General features: G+C 66.1%; 21 protein-coding genes. 7 read left to right on the forward strand and 14 right to left on the reverse strand.

The genetic code is table 11. From position 1 onward, the window contains the following. Positions 1-5: 5 nt before the first annotated feature. From OCU_RS43345 to OCU_RS43360, 4 genes are all read right to left on the reverse strand, one after another. The gene (locus tag OCU_RS43345) at positions 6-965 is read right to left on the reverse strand and encodes a phosphotransferase family protein (protein ID WP_014380796.1); all 960 of its coding nucleotides are present in this window, start codon (positions 963-965) and stop codon (positions 6-8) included. Further along, positions 965-1,762, reverse strand: a complete 798-nt coding sequence (locus OCU_RS43350) for an SDR family NAD(P)-dependent oxidoreductase (protein ID WP_014380797.1) — start codon at positions 1,760-1,762, stop codon at positions 965-967. The genes OCU_RS43345 and OCU_RS43350 overlap by 1 nt, the downstream gene beginning before the upstream one ends. A 61-nt stretch (positions 1,763-1,823) precedes the next feature. Next, on the reverse strand, positions 1,824-2,264 hold the full coding sequence (locus tag OCU_RS43355) for a DoxX family protein (RefSeq protein ID WP_014380798.1): 441 nt from the start codon (positions 2,262-2,264) through the stop codon (positions 1,824-1,826). Further along, positions 2,261-3,271, reverse strand: a complete 1,011-nt coding sequence (locus OCU_RS43360) for an alpha/beta hydrolase (protein WP_014380799.1) — start codon at positions 3,269-3,271, stop codon at positions 2,261-2,263. Before OCU_RS43360 ends, OCU_RS43355 begins: the two co-directional genes overlap by 4 nt. Position 3,272: 1 nt before the next feature. Here OCU_RS43360 and OCU_RS43365 point away from each other — a divergent pair, with 1 nt between their 5' ends. From OCU_RS43365 to OCU_RS43395, 7 genes are all read left to right on the forward strand, one after another. Continuing rightward, entirely contained in the window at positions 3,273-3,596 is a 324-nt protein-coding gene (locus tag OCU_RS43365; RefSeq protein ID WP_041787211.1) for a DMT family transporter, read from the forward strand. Positions 3,597-3,640: 44 nt separating this feature from the next. Next, entirely contained in the window at positions 3,641-4,300 is a 660-nt protein-coding gene (locus OCU_RS43370) for a hypothetical protein (protein ID WP_014380801.1), read from the forward strand. 10 nt (positions 4,301-4,310) lie between these two features. Next, positions 4,311-4,496 carry a hypothetical protein gene (locus OCU_RS43375; protein WP_009954707.1) on the forward strand — a complete coding sequence of 62 codons (186 nt, stop codon included), beginning with the start codon at positions 4,311-4,313 and terminating at the stop codon, positions 4,494-4,496. A 77-nt stretch (positions 4,497-4,573) separates the two neighbouring features. Next, positions 4,574-4,999 carry a hypothetical protein gene (locus OCU_RS43380; protein WP_014380802.1) on the forward strand — a complete coding sequence of 142 codons (426 nt, stop codon included), beginning with the start codon at positions 4,574-4,576 and terminating at the stop codon, positions 4,997-4,999. Positions 5,000-5,146: 147 nt separating this feature from the next. Next, the gene (locus OCU_RS43385; RefSeq protein ID WP_014380803.1) at positions 5,147-5,545 is read left to right on the forward strand and encodes an MmpS family transport accessory protein; all 399 of its coding nucleotides are present in this window, start codon (positions 5,147-5,149) and stop codon (positions 5,543-5,545) included. After that, complete coding sequence (locus OCU_RS43390; protein WP_014380804.1) at positions 5,542-8,370, forward strand: MMPL/RND family transporter; 2,829 nt, start codon at positions 5,542-5,544, stop codon at positions 8,368-8,370. The genes OCU_RS43385 and OCU_RS43390 overlap by 4 nt, the downstream gene beginning before the upstream one ends. A gap of 44 nt (positions 8,371-8,414) precedes the next feature. Beyond that, complete coding sequence (locus OCU_RS43395) at positions 8,415-9,242, forward strand: mycofactocin-coupled SDR family oxidoreductase (protein WP_014380805.1); 828 nt, start codon at positions 8,415-8,417, stop codon at positions 9,240-9,242. Between the two features lie 2 nt (positions 9,243-9,244). Here the strand turns inward: OCU_RS43395 and OCU_RS43400 are convergent, their stop codons facing one another. Genes OCU_RS43400 through OCU_RS43445 form a run of 10 tightly spaced genes read right to left on the reverse strand, consistent with a single transcriptional unit; the run spans position 9,245 to position 17,506 of the window. Next, on the reverse strand, positions 9,245-9,799 hold the full coding sequence (locus tag OCU_RS43400) for a carboxymuconolactone decarboxylase family protein (protein WP_009954702.1): 555 nt from the start codon (positions 9,797-9,799) through the stop codon (positions 9,245-9,247). Then, entirely contained in the window at positions 9,796-10,638 is an 843-nt protein-coding gene (locus OCU_RS43405) for a TauD/TfdA dioxygenase family protein (protein WP_009954700.1), read from the reverse strand. Before OCU_RS43405 ends, OCU_RS43400 begins: the two co-directional genes overlap by 4 nt. Before the next feature lie 27 nt (positions 10,639-10,665). After that, positions 10,666-11,004 carry a hypothetical protein gene (locus tag OCU_RS43410; RefSeq protein WP_009954699.1) on the reverse strand — a complete coding sequence of 113 codons (339 nt, stop codon included), beginning with the start codon at positions 11,002-11,004 and terminating at the stop codon, positions 10,666-10,668. Beyond that, a complete protein-coding gene (locus OCU_RS43415; protein WP_009954698.1) occupies positions 11,001-12,263 on the reverse strand; it encodes an aromatic ring-hydroxylating oxygenase subunit alpha in 1,263 nt (420 codons plus the stop codon). Before OCU_RS43415 ends, OCU_RS43410 begins: the two co-directional genes overlap by 4 nt. Positions 12,264-12,276: 13 nt before the next feature. After that, on the reverse strand, positions 12,277-13,020 hold the full coding sequence (locus tag OCU_RS43420; protein ID WP_009954697.1) for an SDR family NAD(P)-dependent oxidoreductase: 744 nt from the start codon (positions 13,018-13,020) through the stop codon (positions 12,277-12,279). A gap of 20 nt (positions 13,021-13,040) precedes the next feature. Beyond that, the gene (locus tag OCU_RS43425; protein WP_009954696.1) at positions 13,041-14,135 is read right to left on the reverse strand and encodes a ferredoxin--NADP reductase; all 1,095 of its coding nucleotides are present in this window, start codon (positions 14,133-14,135) and stop codon (positions 13,041-13,043) included. Positions 14,136-14,191: 56 nt separating this feature from the next. Further along, on the reverse strand, positions 14,192-14,644 hold the full coding sequence (locus tag OCU_RS43430) for a MarR family winged helix-turn-helix transcriptional regulator (RefSeq protein ID WP_008259268.1): 453 nt from the start codon (positions 14,642-14,644) through the stop codon (positions 14,192-14,194). Between the two features lie 11 nt (positions 14,645-14,655). Then, positions 14,656-15,909 carry a metal-dependent hydrolase family protein gene (locus OCU_RS43435; RefSeq protein ID WP_009954695.1) on the reverse strand — a complete coding sequence of 418 codons (1,254 nt, stop codon included), beginning with the start codon at positions 15,907-15,909 and terminating at the stop codon, positions 14,656-14,658. After that, positions 15,906-16,241 carry a hypothetical protein gene (locus OCU_RS43440; protein WP_008259272.1) on the reverse strand — a complete coding sequence of 112 codons (336 nt, stop codon included), beginning with the start codon at positions 16,239-16,241 and terminating at the stop codon, positions 15,906-15,908. Before OCU_RS43440 ends, OCU_RS43435 begins: the two co-directional genes overlap by 4 nt. Beyond that, on the reverse strand, positions 16,238-17,506 hold the full coding sequence (locus OCU_RS43445; protein ID WP_014380806.1) for an aromatic ring-hydroxylating oxygenase subunit alpha: 1,269 nt from the start codon (positions 17,504-17,506) through the stop codon (positions 16,238-16,240). The genes OCU_RS43440 and OCU_RS43445 overlap by 4 nt, the downstream gene beginning before the upstream one ends. Positions 17,507-17,578: the final 72 nt, after the last annotated feature.

Below are 17,578 nucleotides of genomic sequence, written 5' to 3' on the forward strand. Positions count from 1 at the left end.
TACCGTCAGTCCAGCATCGACAGGGCGCGCCCCAGCAGCCGCGGCAGACTGGCTGCCATCGCTTCCAATTCGGCCCTCGGCGACCGCCTTCGGCGGTTGTGCTTGACGATCAGCGACCACGTCGCCACCGATTTGTAGCACGCCAACGCCGTGAACCAGCCCAAATCGGTTGCTTCGCAACCCAACTCGCACCGATAGAGCTCGGCGAGTTCGGCGGTCGGCGGTGCCATCGCGTCCGGCGCCGGAACCCTACGGTAGGTGTCCGGGTCGCAGTTGATCAGGAACCAGCCCACATCGATGCGCGGATCGCCGATCGACCAGATCTCCCAATCGATCACCGCGTTGATCCGCGCCCCGGAGGCGAGCAGGTTGCCCAGCCGAAAGTCACCGTGCACCACGCCCGGCGCCATCGCGCTTGGCGCGCAGGCCAATAGGGTGTCGCGGACGTTCGGCCAGCCGGGCGCCAGCGCCGGATCGACGGTGTTCAGCGTGTCGGACCAGCGGTGGACTTCGGCGACCGGGTCGACGACGGGTTCATCGCCCAGCCCGAGCTCCGTCGGCGAAAGCCGGTGCAGCGCGGCCATGGCCCGGCACGCGTTCCGGTACCGGTCGGTCATGTCCGCAACGGGCGCGCATCCGTCGAAGAGCGGTTCGACACAGTCGCCGTCGACCCGGGACATGACATACAGCGGCGGTGTGTCCGGGGGACGTCCCGGGTCCTCCCGCAGCACATCGGGAACCGGAACACTGGTCGCGGCAAGGGCTTTGAGGATACGTGCCTGGCGCAGCACGTCGCGATGAGCGACCGGTTCGACGCCCGGTGGAGCGACCTTGATCACCACACGCCGGCCACCCAGGTCACCCCCGAAGGTCAGGCTGGAGGCGCCCCCGGACAGTGGAGCGACGTCCGTGACCCCCGCATCGGCGAGGCGCGCGCGCAGTTCGCCCAGGTCGAGCTCAGCCATCAGCCCGCCGGTGCGGTCCAGCCGACCTCGGCGAGGAACGGCTGGGTGTGGGCGATGCGCCCGGTCAACGACTTTGGATCGCCCGTGCACAACCGGAACGCGGTTTCGGTGATCAGGGCGATGTCTTCGGTGTCGGTCTTGGCCAGGTCGAGGGCGCCGGCGCCGGGCGTGGCGACGGGGTTGGACGGTGCGGCGGCGTTCACGGCGATGCCGTCGTCGTACAGTTCTGCCGCAAGGCTTTTCGTCAACCGATTGAGGGCGGCCTTGGCCGTCCCGTAGATGCCGAAGCCCGCGGTCCGGTCGAACTCGGAGAACGGCGGGCCGGGCGGCAGGTCGCCGCCCACCGACGTGAGGTTCAGGATCCAGCCGCGCCCGCGCTCGCGCATCGCGGGGATCGCCAGCTGGCACAGGTGCAGCGGGCCGAGGACGTGCATCTCCATCATCAGCCGGGCGCGCCGCTCGGGGAACCCGTCCAGGGGCCGCAGGAAGGTGACGGCGGCGTTGTTCACCAGGATGTCCGGTGCGCCGACGGCGCCGGTCACCTCGGCGAAGAGCCGTTCGCGGTCTTCGGCTTGGGACAGATCCGCTTGGACCGCAATGGCTTTCCCGCCGGCGGCGACGATCTCGTCGCGCGTCTGGCTCAGCGAGCCCTGGTATTTGGGGTCGGGCTCCATCGTGCGGGCGGTCAGCGCCACGGTGGCTCCGCTCTCGGCCAGGCGCGCGGCAATCGCCTTGCCCAGGCCCCGGCTGCTCCCGGTCACGAGAGCCACCATCCCGTCGCACTGCTGCACGCTCATTGGTCGTCCTCCTCCGGAACCGCCGTCATCGGAAATGGCTTCTCCGCATCAGAGAATGCCATTATCGCCGGTTGAGGGGAAGCCTCCTGCCGCGCGCCGCGTCGAGCGAGTAGGGGCCGCCGCCGATGAAGACCAGCAGGAAGAACGCGAAGCAGAAGAGGATGGACAGCGCGCCGCCGTTGCCCCCGGGCGGGTCGGCGACGGGCCAGAGGGCCATGGGCTGATGCATCCAGAAGTAGGCGACCGCCATCTCGCCCGACGCGATGAATGCGGCGGTGCGCGTGAACAACCCGGCGGCGACGAGCAGGCCGGCGACGATCTCGATCAGGCCGGCATACCAGCCGGGCCAGGATCCGAACTCGACGACAACGGGCGAGCGGACGGGCCAATCGAACAGGCTCCTCGACCCGTACGCGGCGAAGAGCAGGCCGTAGACGAGGCGAAACGCGGACAACGCGGCCGGGGCGTGGCGGGCCAGGCGGCGGTCGAGACCCTTCGTCACGATCCACACGTTACGGTCGCGGTCCAGTCCAGCAGTCGCCGCCACAGCCGGTGCCGGCTCGACGCCATGTTGTGGCAGTGCGCGCTGTCGGCCAACACCACCGTGGTGATGTCGGGGCAACTCCGGTACAGCGCCGCCTCGGCGCGGGGATCCGGTGAGACGTCGACGGCGCCGAAACCGACCAGCACCGGGACGTCGATGCGCGCCGCATGGTCGGCCACGATGCCGGGGATCATCGCCGTGCCGAACACCCGCGGCACCACCGACTTGGCGGTGACGGAGTCGGCGGCGACGACGGCCGCGGGAACGTCGGCGAGGTGAAACCAGCTCTGCAGATGCTCGCGCGGGCCCTCGAAATACGGCTGCGGCAAGGCCGAAAGGATTTCCTGGGCGAGCTCGGCGCGCCCCTGCGGGGATCCGGCGCGAGCGATGAGCGCCGCATCGAGGTTCAGCGGCGCGACGTGCCGATTGGTGCACCCGAGGAGCGCCATGCCGGAGTAACTGGGGAACAGCGCTTGCTGGGTGAGGGCAAGGTAGCCGCCCAGCGAATGCGCCACGGCCACCGGCGGCGCATGGACGCCGATGGTGTCCGGCAGAGCCGCCACGGCGCAGGCCAGCGTGGCGGCGATGTCGGCGAAGTCGAAGTCGCGGGCCGGTTGCGAGCTTTCGCCGGTGCCCAACGGATCGATCGTCACGACCGCGTAGCCGTCGCCGGTGGCGAATTCGGCGAAGCTGTACCCGTCGTGGCCGGGAATCTCGAGGTCCCAGTACTCGCGGCTGTAGGTGCCGCCCGGCAGGCAGACGAGGATGGCGGCCGCGCCGTCGCCCGCGCGCGCCGGGTAATAGGTCGCCGCCAGCGATGCCCGCTCGCCGATCGCGCCGCTGACGTCGAGGCTCAACACGTGAGCGGGAAACGCCATCGCACGCAACTCCTTTCCGAACGGACGCCGCGCCAGGGTGATCAGTGTGTCAGGTTCGCCGTACCCGCGGCTAGCGTTGTCGGGCATGTTGACCTACCTGTACCTGCTCGGCGCGATCTTCGCGGAAGTGGTGGCGACCAGCCTGCTCAAGAGCACCGAAGGTTTCTCTCGACTCTGGCCGACCGTGGTTTGCCTGGTCGGTTACGCCATCTCGTTCGCGTTGCTGGCGGTCTCGATTTCGCGCGGCATGCAGACCGATGTCGCCTACGCGTTGTGGTCGGCCATCGGCACGGCCCTCATCGTGTTGATCGCCGTGCTGTTCCTGGGCTCGTCGATATCGTTGACCAAGGTCGTCGGCGTCGGCCTGATCATCGCGGGTGTCGTCACGCTCAATTTGAGTGGCGCCCACTGAGGGCAGCAGCCAGGATCGACGCAACGACTCGTGGCAGGAGAAAAGTGACCTTTCGATTCCGTGGCCTCGCCCTCGTTGCGTTGACCATGGCGCTGGCATTGCTGCTCGCTCCGCGCGGCTCGGCCGACGCCTACACCGACGAGCTGGTGGCCCAGTTCAACGCCGAGACGCATGTGGTGACCGACCCCGGGGCCAGGCCGCCGCTGCGCAATGTCGGCGAACTGAATCGGCAGATCCTCGCCGGTCCGTGGACGTGGAGCTCCCAGCCACCGGTCTGGGTGGCGGCGGTGGCGCCCGGCAACAGCGGTGTGACCACGGCGGATGCCATCCACGGCGCGATGTCGGCGCGGGAGCCGAAGTTCAGCGGCGTCATCGTCGTCATCGACTCGCAGGGCTACCACGTCCGTGCCTACAAGGTGCCCAAAGTCATTGCGGACCGCGTCGATGAATTGATGAATCAGTCGGCCACCGAGCACGGACCCGACCCGTACGCGACCACGAGTGCGTTCGTCAGCAGGCTGGCCGCCCTCGACGTCCCCGCCAACGCGCCGGTGGCCACCTCTGCGGTCGCCCACGAGAAGCACGACGACTGGGCCTGGCTGAAGGTGACGCTGGTCATTTCCGGCATCGCCCTGGGGATGGGCGCGCTGCTCTGGATCGTCGTGCGCCGAAATCACAAGCACCGCAAGCCAATCGACAAGTGAGGTCTTCCCGATGAGTACGAACAAGATCAATCGCGGCATCCTGCTCGCCATGGTGCTGATCGGAACGATCGCCTACGGCTTGCTGTACAGCCACGCGTCGACGGTGTTCAAGCTGCTCGTTCCGCTCGCCCTGCTGTTCCTGCTGGGGATGGTCATCCGCGATGTGCTCAAGGACCGGGACTCCGGAAAGCCCTGACGTCGCGCCGCGACGATTGGGGTAGCGTTCTCCGGAAAGTTTTCGCCTCGTGCGTCGGCGGAGAGCAGGGACTGAGAATGAGTGCGAGTCTGTATGGCCTTCTGACCGCGATCAGCCTCGCGCTGGCAGTGCTATTGGCGGCCGTCGCCGGCTTTTATGTCAATCGCCTGGAGCGCCGGCCGACCCTGCCGATCAGCGAGGAAATCGGCAGCGCTAAAGCGGTTTTGCACAAGGTGCGCAAGCGCGAACCGATGTCGCAGGACGAGGTGGACTACGCCAGGCAGGTCGTCGCCGATCGTCGGTCGGTGATGGCCCTGTGCATCCCCGGCGCCCTGTTCATGTTGAGCTGTTTTTTCGTCTTCGGCAGCCTGTACCACCTGCATGGAGCGACGCCTTCCGAGCGGACGTTCCTCGGCGTGATCCCCATGCTGACCTCGACGAACCTGGCCGTTCAGCTGCGCCGCAGCGCGAGTCTGAAGCGCCGGCTGCAGAAACTGCCTTGACTCTGTCCGTTGAGTACATGACCGTCTACTATCCGTATGGGCTCCGAGGCCGGGGTCGCGGCAGGACACGATGTGCAAAACGGATTCTTCAGAGGTGATCGAGTGGGCCCTCGTTCAGTCGGGCGGACTGTCCTGGCGCGAATCTGGATGCCGTTGGTCGCCGTCGTCGCGGTCGGTGTGGGCCTGCTGTGCATGTACAAGGTGCACCAGTTCTCCGAGCCGGAGCCGGTCATCACCGTCAACGGTCCGCAGGCCCCCGAGCAGTTCAACCCCAAACGGATCACCTATGAGGTGTTCGGCTCCCCCGGGCAGGGCGGCAAGCTCGTCTACATCGACATCGAGGGCCACCCGCATCAGGTTGATTTCACGACCCTGCCGTGGACCCACACGGAGACCACCACACTCACGGTGGCGTCCGGCAGCATTTCGGTGCACGTTCATGGCGGCCAGGTCGGCTGCCGGATGCTGGTCAATGGCGTAGTCCGCGACGAACAGTCGGATGACCATCAGGACGCCGACGTCCAGTGCAGGGTGAAATCGGCATGAGCGAGCATCGCTCCGATGAGGCCGGGGTCAAGCGCCCGTTCATCCCCAGGATGGTCCGCGCTTTCGCGATACCGATCATCTTCTTCTGGGGCCTGCTCGCGGTCACGACGAATACCTTTATGCCCCAAGTGGAACGGGTCGCAGAGGAACTCGCCGGGCCCATGGTCCCGCACTACGCCCCCTCCCAGCGGGCGCTGTTGCACATCGGCGAAAAGTTTCAGGAATCGAACTCGACCAACCTGACCATGGTGGTCTTCGAGGCGAACCGGCAACTGGGAGACCAGGATCACCGGTACTACGACGACCTGATGCGCCGCCTCCAAAACGACACCAAACAGGTGCAATACGTGATGGATTTGTGGGGCAAGCCTTTCACGGCGGCGGGGGCGCAAAGCGTCGACGGCAAGTGCACCTACGTGCTGCTGCGTCTCGCCGGCGATATCGGCCAGATTCAGGCGAACCAGTCGGTGGACGCCGTCCGCGACATCATCAAGAAGGACACCCCGCCACCCGGGCTCAAGGTCTATGTCAGCGGCGCGGCCCCGCTGGCCTCCGACACCCTCGCCATCGCCAACGCCAGCCTGAACAACGTCACCATCGTCACGATCATCCTCATCGTCGTGATGCTGCTGCTCGTGTACCGCACGCCCTCAACCCTGTTGGTGCCCTTGCTCGGCGTCCTCATCGAGATGCTCGTCGCCAAGGGCGTCGTCTCGACCCTGGGGCACTACGGGTACATCGAACTCTCGTCGTTCGCGGTGAACATCGTCATCGCGCTGACCCTGGGCGCGGGCACGGATTACGGCATATTCCTGATGGGCCGATACCACGAGGCGCGGCAGGCCGGCGAAAGCCGGGAGGACAGTTTCTACATCGCCTACAAGGGCGTGGCACCCATCATCATCGGCTCCGGCCTGACGATCGCCGGCGCGTGCTACTGCTTGACGTTTGCGCGCCTGAACTACTTCCACACCATGGGGCCGGCCGTCGCGATCACGATGCTGTTCACCATCGCCGCGGCGATGACGCTGGGCCCGGCGGTGTTGACCGTCGGCAGCCTGTTCGGGATGTTCGACCCGAGAACCAGCACCAAGGGACTGTTGTACCGGCGCATCGGGGCGAGCGTGGTGCGCTGGCCGGTGCCGATCCTGGCGGCCAGCTCCGCGGTCGTCATGATCGGGGCGATCTTCGTCCCCACCTACCGGCAGAACTACGACGACCGGCAGTACCAGCCGGCCGGAGCGCCCGCCAACCTGGGTTTCCAGGCGGCGGATCGGCACTTCCCCAAGAGCAAGCTGTTCTCCGAGATGCTGATGGTCGAAACCGACCACGACATGCGCAATTCGGCCGACTTCATCTCGCTGGACCGGGTCGCCAAGGCCCTGATCCGGTTGCACGGCGTGGCGATGGTGCAGGGCATGACCAGGCCCCTGGGCCGGGCGCTCGAGCACGCCAGCATCCCGTACCTGTTCACCACGCAGGGCAGCGGCAACGGCCAACAACTCCCGTTCAACAGGGAGCAGAACTCCAACACCGACGCGCAGGCCGAGATCCAGGCGCACTCCGTCGCGGTGTTGCGAAAGGAGATCGGCTTTTTCCAAAAGGTGTCCGACGAATTGCACCAGACGGTGCTCACCGTGGAGGACCTGCAACGGGTCAGCGAAGAGATGAACGAGGAAGTCTCGAATCTCGACGACTTCTTCCGCCCGATCAAGAGCTACTTCTATTGGGAGAAGCACTGTTTCGACATCCCCATCTGCTGGGCGTTCCGATCCTTGTGGGACACCATCGACCACATCGACCACCTGGCCGAGGACATCAACCACGCCAGAATCTCCCTCACGGAGGTGGACAAGGCGTTCCCGCAGATCATCGCCCAACTGAAAGCCACCGCCGACGACACCGAGGCGCTGCAGTTGAAGTTGGTCAACAGTTACGGGTCGGCGGATCTACAGTCCATCCAGACCGACCAGACGTTCGACGACCTGATCAACGTGGGCAACGACTTCGACAGGTCCCGCAGCGACGACTACTTCTACATCCCGCACGAGGGTTTCGACAACGAGGACGTCAAGACGGGCATGAAGTTGATGATGTCGCCCGACGGCAAGGCGGCCCGCTTCATCGTCACCCACGAGGGCGACGCGATGGGACCCGAAGGGGTGGAGCACGTCGAACAGTTCCCCGACGCGATCAAGACGATCCTCAAGGAGACCTCCCTTGCCGGCGCCCGGGTCTACATCGGCGGTTCGGGGTCCAACGACAAGGACATCAAGCAATACGCGATGTCGGACCTGCTGATCGCGGCGATCGCGGCGTTTGTGCTGATTTTCTTGATCATGATGTTCATCACACGAAGTCTGGTGGCGGCGTTGGTGATTCCCGGAACGGTGGCCTTCTCCTACGCCGGCGCGTTCGGCCTGTCCATACTTTTCTGGCAGCACCTCGTGGGCCTGCATTTGCACTGGCTGGTCCTGCCGTTGACGTTCATCATCCTGGTGGCCGTCGGGTCGGACTACAACCTGCTGCTGATCAACAGGGTCAAAGAGGAGTTGCACGGCGGCATCCACACCGGTCTCATCCGCGCGCTCGGCAGCACCGGGGGCGTGGTCACATCCGCGGGCCTGGTGTTCGCGTTCACCATGCTGGCCATGCTCACCAGCGATCTGCGGACCATCGGTCAGGTGGGCTCCACCGTGTGCATCGGCCTGCTGCTCGACACCCTGATCGTGCGTTCGTTCGTCGTGCCGTGCATCCTGCGCATCCTCGGGCCGTGGTTCTGGTGGCCGACGCTGGTGCGTTCCCGCCCGCTGCCCCAGCGCTGATCCCGCAATCCCACCGCCACCCCGACACGGAAGGCCCAAATCGCATGAGCGCCAACGACACTCCCCTGGCCGGTCGAGTCGCCTTCGTCACCGGCGCCGCGCGTGGGCAGGGCCGCTCCCATTGCGTCCGGTTGGCGCGGGCCGGCGCCGACATCGTCGCCATCGACGCGTGCGCCCCGGTGGCGGCGCACAACGGCTATCCGGCCTCGACACGCGAGGACCTTGCCGAGACGACGCGCCTGGTGGAAAGCGAAGGCCGCAAGATGCTGGCCGACCAAGTCGATGTCCGGGACGCCGCGGGGCAACAGCGGGTGGTCGACGACGCGATCACCCAATTCGGCCGCCTCGACATCGTCGTCGCCAACGCCGGCGTGCTGAACTGGGGCCGACTCTGGGAGATCTCGGCGCAGCAATGGCAGGACGTCCTTGACGTCAACCTGACCGGTGTGTGGAACACCATCAAAGCCACTGTGCCCGCGATGATTCAGGCCGGCAATGGGGGCTCGATCATCACCATCAGCTCGGCCGCGGGCGTGAAGGCCGTACCGGGGTGTGGCCACTACTGCGCCAGCAAGTTCGGTGTGGTCGGCATGACCAACTCCCTGGCGGTCGAGCTCGGCGAGTACGGCATCCGGGTGAACTCGGTGCACCCGTATGGCACCGACACCCCGATGGGCAACGACCCCTCGATGTGGCAGCTCTTCGCCGACCACGAGACCTACATTCACAGCTTCTCCCCCGGCGCGCTGCCCACCGATTCACTCGCCGACCCGGACCTGGTCTCCGACATCGTGCTGTGGCTCGCCGGCGACGCGTCCTCGCTCGTCACCGCCGCGCAGATCCCCGCCGACAAGGGTTACCTGAAAATCTGATCTCAGTGGTGCGCCTCGTCTTGGACGCCGAAAGTGTTGACGGCCAAGGCCAGCAGCAGGTAGCCACCGATGGTGAAGATCAGATCCATGCATTGCTGCTCGGTGAACAAGCGGCACAGGTCATCCCAGGTCGTCTCGGCGACCGTGCTGTCGGCCGTGAGATCGTCGACGGCGGCGATCACGGCCTGGTCGGTCTCATCGGCGCAGCGGCCGGTCCGAATGTCGTCGATCTCGGATTCGGACAGCCCCGCTCGCGCGGCGATGGGGAGGTGGTGCGACCACAGATAGCCGCACTTGCTCCGGTGCACCACGCGAAGCAGCGCGACTTCTCGCACCCGCGGCGACAGCGTCGATCGGGTCAGCAGGTACGCGTTGAACGGCAGGTAGGCCGCGGTCAGGTCGGGATGGCGGACCAGGGTGGACAAAACATTGCCCGCGCCAACGGGATTCGCCCGCTCGGTGGGGATCAGGGATGCCAGCGATTCCCGGGCGCGCTCGTCCCATTCCCCGGCGGGCAGCGGTGTCAGGCGCAGCGGGTGATGACCGTCCGTGGTCATTCGATCGGCTCGTCGCCGAGCACGGTGGTGCGCAGCATTTCGCGTTGGGAGTCCGGGTCGTACGGGGCCGCACGGTGCAGCACCCCGCGGTTGTCCCAGATGACGGTGTCCCCGACCGACCAGCTGTGGCTGTAGACCTTCTCGGGCGTCGTCGCGCGCGCCAGGAGCTCGTCCAAAAGGGCGCGGCCCTCGTCGAGCTCCATGCCGACGACGTAGTCCGCGGAGGCGCCCAGCACGAGTGATTTGCGGCCGCTGCGGTGCGTCCACACCAGGGGATGCTCATGCGTGCGCCGAGATCGCCAGCGCTGCACCTGTTCCGGGGAGGGATCGGGATACACGCGGCGCTGGGACGCTTCCAGCGAGTGCACCACGCGCAACGTGCCGAACCGCTGCTTCTCCTCATCGGTCAGGTCGTCGTAGGCGGCGTAGCTGTTGGCGAACTCGGTTTCCCCGCCCCATTCGGCCACCCGCACCGCCGAGAGCACCGTGGCCTTCTGGGGGCATTCGTCGCCCAGCGGCGTGCAGCCATCGATGTGCCAGTCGAACGTGGCCTTCAGGTAGGCGGCCGAGGCGTTCTTGGACTTGTCCAGCGTGATCGGGTAGATCCCGGCCACCGGGTGATGGCCGTCCGAGGAGTGATCGACCTCGCCGAGGAGGCGGCAGAAGCCGACCTGGGCCACAGGATCGAGGTGCAGGCCGCGGAAGACCAGAACGCCGTTGTCTTCCAACGCATCCAACACCGCCGCGCCGACCGAGTCGTCGGCCAGCTCGGTGGGCCCCAGGCCCGCGACCTCGGCGCCGACGGACTCGGTGAGTTTGGTGATGGTGAGCAGACCCATGGTCGCTCCTTTCCGGAGAGGGATGAATCAGGGCACCGGCCAGCCGGTCCGGGTCATGACCGCGTCGGCGGCGTCGACCGGGGCCGGTTGATGCATGATCTCCACCGCCATGGCGACCATGACCAGCGAATAGATCATGTGCAACAGGTTGAGCGCATCGTCGGGCAGGTTGTCGAGCGGAAACTTGTCGCAGTAGTCGATGGCCTCTTCGAGGCGCGGAAAAAACGCGTTGTAGAAGTCGAGTAGCTGCGGCATCGACGCGCCGACCCGGGCGTTCCAGCGCTCGGTTTCGGTTGCCAGGCACCAGGTTTGGGCGTAGTCCTCCAGCTCGGCGAATGCGCTGGGCAACATGGGATGCATGGTCACACCCCCACCGGATCCTGTTCGCGGCGATAGGCTTCGACCCAATCGACGACGACCTTGTGCAGGTGGCGTACCAAGATCTCTTGGTCGTTGAGGGGAAAGTCGTCGACGATGCCGTATTCCAGCGCCGCCTGGGTCCCGCCGAGCATTCCGGCGTCTTGTAGCGCAAACTCTTTGAGCACCACCGCGGCGACCTCGTGCTCGATGCGCTCGCGCACGGTGCTCGCCGGGTGGAAGTAGGTGTACGCCTCGAACCGGTGCGTGTTGTGCGAGGTGGGCCAGTACCGGTACAGCAGATACCATCCGCCGTAGATCAAAATCTCGATGTTCGGGAAGATCTGGAAATTGCTGATCCCCCAGGGCTCGATCCCACCAGGGTTGAGCCCGGCCGGCAGCTCGCCGATGTCCGGGGTCTGCCACGGCCCCACCAGCCCGCTGCGGGTGGCGCGCTCGATCGGGTACATGTATTCCGGCGGCAACAGCCAGCGGCGCCGCCCGGCGGTGGAGACCAGCCGGTGCGGGCCGTCGAGTTGGAAGTGCCCGCAGGTGAATCCGGCGTTGGGGTCGCGCACCTCCGCCGGCACCTGCTGCGAGTGCAGCGACGGCACGTGGTAGTACTCCTGGAAGGCGTCGGCGAAGATCTTCCAGTTGCTGTTGTTGTGGGCCACCCAGTCGTAGCGTTCGGTCAGCTTCCCGAACGGATAGTCGTCCAGCCCGGTGATCATCGGGCCGAGGAACTCGCGCAGGCTCTGACGCGGCTCGGTGTCGAAGTTGATGAAGACGAAGCCGTTCCACACGTCGCAGTGCACCGGACGCAGCCCATACTTCGCGGGATCGAGGTCGAAGAACTCCGATTCCTGCTGCACGAACTTCAGCGCGCCCTGCAGGTCGTAGCGCCAGCCGTGGTACTTGCAGGTGAACTGCCGGCAGGTGCCGCGGGTCTCCTCGCCGGGATAGTCGTTCCACACCAACTTGTTTCCGCGATGCCGGCACACGTTGTAGAAGGCGCGGATTCGCTCGTCTTTGCCCTTGACCACGATCACCGACGCCCCGACGACTTCGATCTCTTTGGTCAGGTAGCTGCCGACGCGGGGCAATTCCTCCACCCGGGCGACGTTGAGCCACGCCCGCTTGAAGATCGCCTCCCGCTCGAGTTCGTAGAACTCGCGGGACGTCGAATCCCTGAAAGAGACGGGGCCCGTGCCCAATTCGGGGTAGTGCTCGGTCCAGGAGCCTTCCGGCGGCCGGCCTGATCTCGTCATCGCATCCTCACTATCACATCACCGATCCGCCATTGACGCCCAAGACCTGACCGGTGATGTACCTCGCTTCTTCCGAACACAAAAAGCCCACCGCGGCCGCGATGTCGGCCCCGGTGCCCAGGTAGCCCACCGGGATATTGCTGGCGATCTGCTCGTTGGAGGGCAGGTACCCGGCGGCCTGGCCCTGGTGCTGCATCGGGGTCTCGATGCCCGAGGGCGGGATGTTGTTGACGGTGATCCCGTTCGCCGCGTATTCGCGGGCCAGCGACTTGGTCAACGTGATCACCGCGCCTTTGGACGCCGCGTAGTGGGCGGCGAACGGGGATCCGCGCTGGGCGCTCGACGACGAGATCATCACGATTCTCCCCCAGTTCGCCTCCACCATGTCCGGGAGCGCGACCTGGCAGCAATGAAACGTGCCGGTCAGGTTGACATCGATGATCCGCGACCACGATTCGGCGGTGATGTCCAAGAAGGGCGAAAACCCGAACATCCCGGCGCTGGTCACCAGGACCGTCACCGGTCCCAGTTCGCTGCGCACCTTCGCGAACGCCTGCTCGACGGCGGACCGATCGGTGACGTCGGCGCCCACCGCTAGCGCGGTCGCACCTTCGGCGCGCAGGCCGTCGGTGACGCGTTGCGCCGCATGCTCGTTGACATCGAGGACGGCCACCTTGAGGCCGCGCCGGCCCAATTCGTGACACGTCGCCTCACCCATGCCTGAGGCGCCGCCGGTCACCACCGCCACCCTGGTCATCGCATCCGCCGCCCTATCGCTCATTCGTAGACCACCCGCACCGTGGGACTGGTCGGCACGGCCTGACACGTCAGCACCCAGCCGTCGTCGACCTCATCCTGGTCGAGCGCATCGTTGTTGATCATCCGGGCGCTACCCTGCGTCAGGCGCCCCATACACGTTCCACACGAACCGATTTCACACGAGGACGGCGCCCGCAGCCCCGCCATGCGGGCTGTCTGCAACAGCGTGTTGCCCGCGTAGTACGGCGCGGTGGTCGTCGATCCGTCCAGCACGATGGTGACCTCGTCGGTGACCGCGTCGGTCTCCGGCGGCGCCGCCGCGGCCACGTCGGCCACGTCGAAATGCTCGATGTGCAGGCGGCCGGTGGGCACGCCCGCCGCGCCCAGGGCGGTTCGCACCGTATCCATGAACTCGTTCGGCCCGCAGACGTAGAAGTCGGCGCCGTCGGTGTTCTCGACGAACGCGGCGATGTCCGCCTGGGTGGCGAAGCCGCGTTGGTCGTCGAGATGGTGGTGCAGGACGAAACGGTCCGCGTGGCGCTTTTCCAGCGTTTTGAGGGCCTCGTCGAAGATCACCGCGTCCCGGTTTCGGTTGGCGTAGAACAACCGCGCGCCGCGCGTGCCGGACACCAGCGCGGTGCGCAACAGCGAAAACACCGGCGTGATGCCGCTTCCGCCGGCGAACGCGACCAGGTTCCGGCCGGTGTCGTTCAAGACGAAGCGTCCCTGCGGTGGAAGGGCGTAGAGCAGGTCGCCGGGTGCGGCGGTGTCGTTGAGCCAGTTGGACACCGCGCCGCCGCGGTCGCGTTTGACCGTGATGCGCAGGTCTTCACCGACCGCGGGGGATGACGACATCGAGTAGGAGCGCCGGTACTCGCGCCCGTCGACGCGGACCAGCAGCGTCAGGAATTGCCCGGCTTGGTAGCCGAACCGTGCCGCGCTGCCCCGGGGAACATCGAGAACGATCGACACGGCGTCGCGGGTTTCGGGTATCACGTGCTTGACCCGAAGCGGCACAAAGCCTTCCGGGGCATCGGCCATGTCGACAGCGCCCGCTGCGCCGCCGGTCTCGGTCGCCGGACCGGCGTTGGCTGTGCTGTGGTGATCGCCCATCTCCGTCAGAGTATCAACTACTTGCGATTAGTCTCAAGTACTAGATATTGGTCACGTCATCCGTCGACGTGATCGTCGAACAGCTCATGGCCGGTGCCCTTTTCGACCACGCGGCCCAGCAATTCGCGCAGGGTCCGCTGCTCTTCCTCGGTCAGCACGCCGAACACCTCCTGGTGTGCGGCGATCGCGTCACTGACCACCGTTTCGGCGACTTTGCGGCCCTCGCCGGTCAGGTAGGCCCGCAGGATGCGCGCGTGCTGGGGGTCCTGCTTCCTTTCCACCAGGGCGCGGCGTTCCAACGCGGTGAGCGCGAGCTGGACGCCTTGCGGGCTGATCAGCAGCCGCCGCGCCAATTCGGCGCCGGACAACCCGGGTTCGTTGGCCAATTGGCGCAGCACACCGATCTGGGCGGTGCTCACGCCGTGTTCGCGCATCGCCTCGTTGATGGTGGTCAGGGAGTAATAGAAGGCCTGCTTGAGCAGCCACAGGATGTTGTCGGTGAGTTCCATACCTGCCTCCGTCAGGCCGCGGGGCTTTTGTAGATCTGTCCGTTCTTCATGACAAAACGGACTTCGAGCGTCTTGGCGATGTCGTCGAACGGGTCTCCCGGCACAGCGATGATGTCCGCGAGATAGCCGGGCGCCAGCCTGCCCAACTCGTCGTCGGCGTCGATCAGCTCGGCGGCCACCACCGTGGCCGCCCGGATTGCCTGCGCGGGAGTCATGCCCCGCTGCACCAGCGCACCCAGTTCTTTGGCGTTTTGGCCGTGCGGGATGGCCGGCGCGTCGGTGCCGCACGCAATCCGGACGCCCGCGTCGATCGCCTTGGGCAGCATGGCCTTTGCGCGCGGAAACACCTCCAGCGCCTTCTTGCGCAGCTCCGGCGCGATGCGGTCGATGGCCATGGCCTCCGTCAGATACGTTGTCGAGACCAGGAAGGTGCCGTGGTCGACCATCATCTGGATCGTTTCGTCACTGGCCAAAAAGCCGTGTTCGATGCAGTCGATGCCCGCGCGGATGCAGGCCTGGACCGCGGTGTCCCCGACGGCGTGCGCGGCCACGCGGACTCCGGCCCGGTGGGCTTCGTCGGCGATCGCGGCGAACTCGGCGTCGGAGTACTGCTGCGCGCCGGGCGCGGTGCTGTGCGACATCACCCCGCCCGAGGCCGACACCTTGATCAGCTTGGCGCCGTGCCGGATTTGGTAACGCACGCAGGCGATCACGTCGGGTACGCCGTTGGCGATGCCCTCGGCCACCGATAGCGGCATGACCCCGGGCGCCAACCGCTGAAAGACCGTCGGGTCCAGGTGCCCGCCGTACGGGGTGACGGCATGGCCGGCGGGATAGATGCGCGGCCCGACGTGCCACCCCTGGTCGATTGCGCGCTGCAGCGCCACGTCGAGCAGATACCCGCCGGTCTTGACCATCAGCCCGAGATTGCGCACCGTGGTGAACCCGGCCTCCAGGGTGGTGCGCGCGTTGACCGCCCCGCGCAACGTGCGATAGGCGGGGTCGTCCTGCACGCCATGCATGGGCGACGGCAGGCCCTCCGGCCCGCCGGGTCCGCCGATGAGCAGGTTGAGCTCCATGTCCATCAGGCCCGGCAGTAACGTCACGTCGCCGAGCTCGACGATGGTGGCCGAATCCGGCAGCGGCCCTTCGGGATTGATCGCGGAGATGCGTTCGCCGTCGACCACGATCACCGCCGGAGCGTGGATCCGGCCCGTGACGACGTCGGCCCACCGCGCCGCCCGCAGGACGGTCGACTCGGTCATGGAACCGGCTCGGACACGCAGTCCAGGGTCGAAGCACCCGAGTCGGGGACGCGGGGTTGCTTCCAGCACTCCACCGGGAACGACACCATGATCATGGAGTAGAGCAGGTGCATCAGATTCAGAACGTCGTCCGGCAGGTCGTCGAGAGAGAACTTGTCGCAGAACGACAATGCCTCCTCGGCCCGCGGGGTGATCGCGTCGTAGAAGGCCTTCATTTCGACCATGGAACTGGCCAGCCTCTTGGCGTAACGTTCGGGTTCGCTCGCCAGGCACCAGTCGGCGAACGGTTCGAGGTCGGCGAACTCGGCGGGCAGCATCGGCATCTCGTTCACACCCCCGCGCTCGTCGTCCGGCGATAGTCATCGATCCAGGCGGCGGTCTCCTTGTGGAGGTGACGGATCAGGACCTCCTGGTCGCACAGCAAGAACTCGTCGATCACCTGGGATTCGAGCATCGTCTGGGTCGCCTCCAGCGTGTTGGCGTCCTGCAGCCCGTATTCCTTGAACGACACCGCCGCCAGTTCCTGAGCGACGCGCTCACGCGGGGTGCGCGGCGCCGGGAAGTACAGCGTGCCCTCGAAGAGGTGACTGTTATACGACGTCGGCCAGTAGTGGTAGGTCAGATACCAGCCCTGGCCCCAGAACAGGATGACGAAGTTGGGGAACAGCTGGAACGAATCCAGCCCCCACGGATCACATTTCGCCGGGTTGAGCCCCTCGGGCATCGGGCCCAGATCGGGCTTGTCCCATGGGCCGAACAGCCCGCTCTGGCAGATGTCCTCCATCGGCTTGCGCATCTCGTCGGCCATTTCCCAGGCGCGCACCCCCGAGGTGCTGACCAGCCGGTGCGGCCCGTCCAGCCGGTAGTGCGGGGCCTCAAAACCCGCCTCGGCGGCCGCCTTCGAGTACGCGGTCGGTGACTGGTTCGCGTGCAACACGGGCGCGTGATAGAACTCCTGGAACGCGTCCATGTAGAGCTTCCAGTTCGCCTTGACCTCGGAGCGATAGCACCAGCGCGAGACCATCTTGTCGAAGGGATAACCTTCCAGCCCGGTGATCATGGGTCCGAGGAACTCTCGCAGCGACTGCTCGGGCTTCTTGGCGAAGTTGACGAAGACGAACCCTTCCCACACGTCGCAGTGCACCGGCACCAGCCCGTAGCGGCCCTTGTCGAGGTCGAAGAACTCCTCCTCCTGCTGCACGAAGGTGAGGTTGCCGTCCAGGTCGTAGCGCCAGCCGTGGTACTTGCAGGTGAACTGCCGGCACACCCCGGCCGTTTCTTCCTGCGGCATGTCGTTCCACACCAGCTTGTTGCCGCGATGCCGGCACACGTTGTGATAAGCCTTGATGTCGCCAGACGTGGTGCGCACCAAGATGATTGAGGTATTGACAACCTTCAGCTCGCGGGTGAGGTAACTGCCTTTGCGCGGAAGCTGTTCAACGCGACCGACATTGAGCCAGGCACGCTTGAAGATGGCGTCACGTTCCAACTCATAGACCTCGGGGCTGATCGAGTCCCGGTAGGACACCGGCTCGGTGCCCAATTCCGGGTAATGCTGGGTCCAGCTCCCCTCCGGCGGTTTAGGAAATCGAGCCATGATCGCTCCTTAGCAGTCCAATCTCAGCGAAACTGCAGCAATGCCTGCGCGAAAACAACCACCCGCGCACCG

Origin of the sequence: Mycobacterium intracellulare ATCC 13950 (assembly GCF_000277125.1) — a bacterium.
GTDB lineage: Bacteria > Actinomycetota > Actinomycetes > Mycobacteriales > Mycobacteriaceae > Mycobacterium > Mycobacterium intracellulare.

Coding starts and splice junctions, on each gene's coding strand:
- OCU_RS43400 (WP_009954702.1), bottom strand. CDS start 9,799: ATGACCACGGACGGTCATCACCCGCTGCGCCTGACACCGCTGCCCGCC.
- OCU_RS43435 (WP_009954695.1), bottom strand. CDS start 15,909: ATGACCGAGTCGACCGTCCTGCGGGCGGCGCGGTGGGCCGACGTCGTC.
- OCU_RS43420 (WP_009954697.1), bottom strand. CDS start 13,020: ATGACCAGGGTGGCGGTGGTGACCGGCGGCGCCTCAGGCATGGGTGAG.
- OCU_RS43385 (WP_014380803.1), top strand. CDS start 5,147: ATGCCGTTGGTCGCCGTCGTCGCGGTCGGTGTGGGCCTGCTGTGCATG.
- OCU_RS43445 (WP_014380806.1), bottom strand. CDS start 17,506: ATGGCTCGATTTCCTAAACCGCCGGAGGGGAGCTGGACCCAGCATTAC.
- OCU_RS43430 (WP_008259268.1), bottom strand. CDS start 14,644: ATGGAACTCACCGACAACATCCTGTGGCTGCTCAAGCAGGCCTTCTAT.
- OCU_RS43390 (WP_014380804.1), top strand. CDS start 5,542: ATGAGCGAGCATCGCTCCGATGAGGCCGGGGTCAAGCGCCCGTTCATC.
- OCU_RS43380 (WP_014380802.1), top strand. CDS start 4,574: ATGAGTGCGAGTCTGTATGGCCTTCTGACCGCGATCAGCCTCGCGCTG.
- OCU_RS43345 (WP_014380796.1), bottom strand. CDS start 965: ATGGCTGAGCTCGACCTGGGCGAACTGCGCGCGCGCCTCGCCGATGCG.
- OCU_RS43375 (WP_009954707.1), top strand. CDS start 4,311: ATGAGTACGAACAAGATCAATCGCGGCATCCTGCTCGCCATGGTGCTG.
- OCU_RS43405 (WP_009954700.1), bottom strand. CDS start 10,638: ATGGGTCTGCTCACCATCACCAAACTCACCGAGTCCGTCGGCGCCGAG.
- OCU_RS43360 (WP_014380799.1), bottom strand. CDS start 3,271: ATGCCCGACAACGCTAGCCGCGGGTACGGCGAACCTGACACACTGATC.
- OCU_RS43350 (WP_014380797.1), bottom strand. CDS start 1,762: ATGAGCGTGCAGCAGTGCGACGGGATGGTGGCTCTCGTGACCGGGAGC.
- OCU_RS43425 (WP_009954696.1), bottom strand. CDS start 14,135: ATGGGCGATCACCACAGCACAGCCAACGCCGGTCCGGCGACCGAGACC.
- OCU_RS43415 (WP_009954698.1), bottom strand. CDS start 12,263: ATGACGAGATCAGGCCGGCCGCCGGAAGGCTCCTGGACCGAGCACTAC.
- OCU_RS43395 (WP_014380805.1), top strand. CDS start 8,415: ATGAGCGCCAACGACACTCCCCTGGCCGGTCGAGTCGCCTTCGTCACC.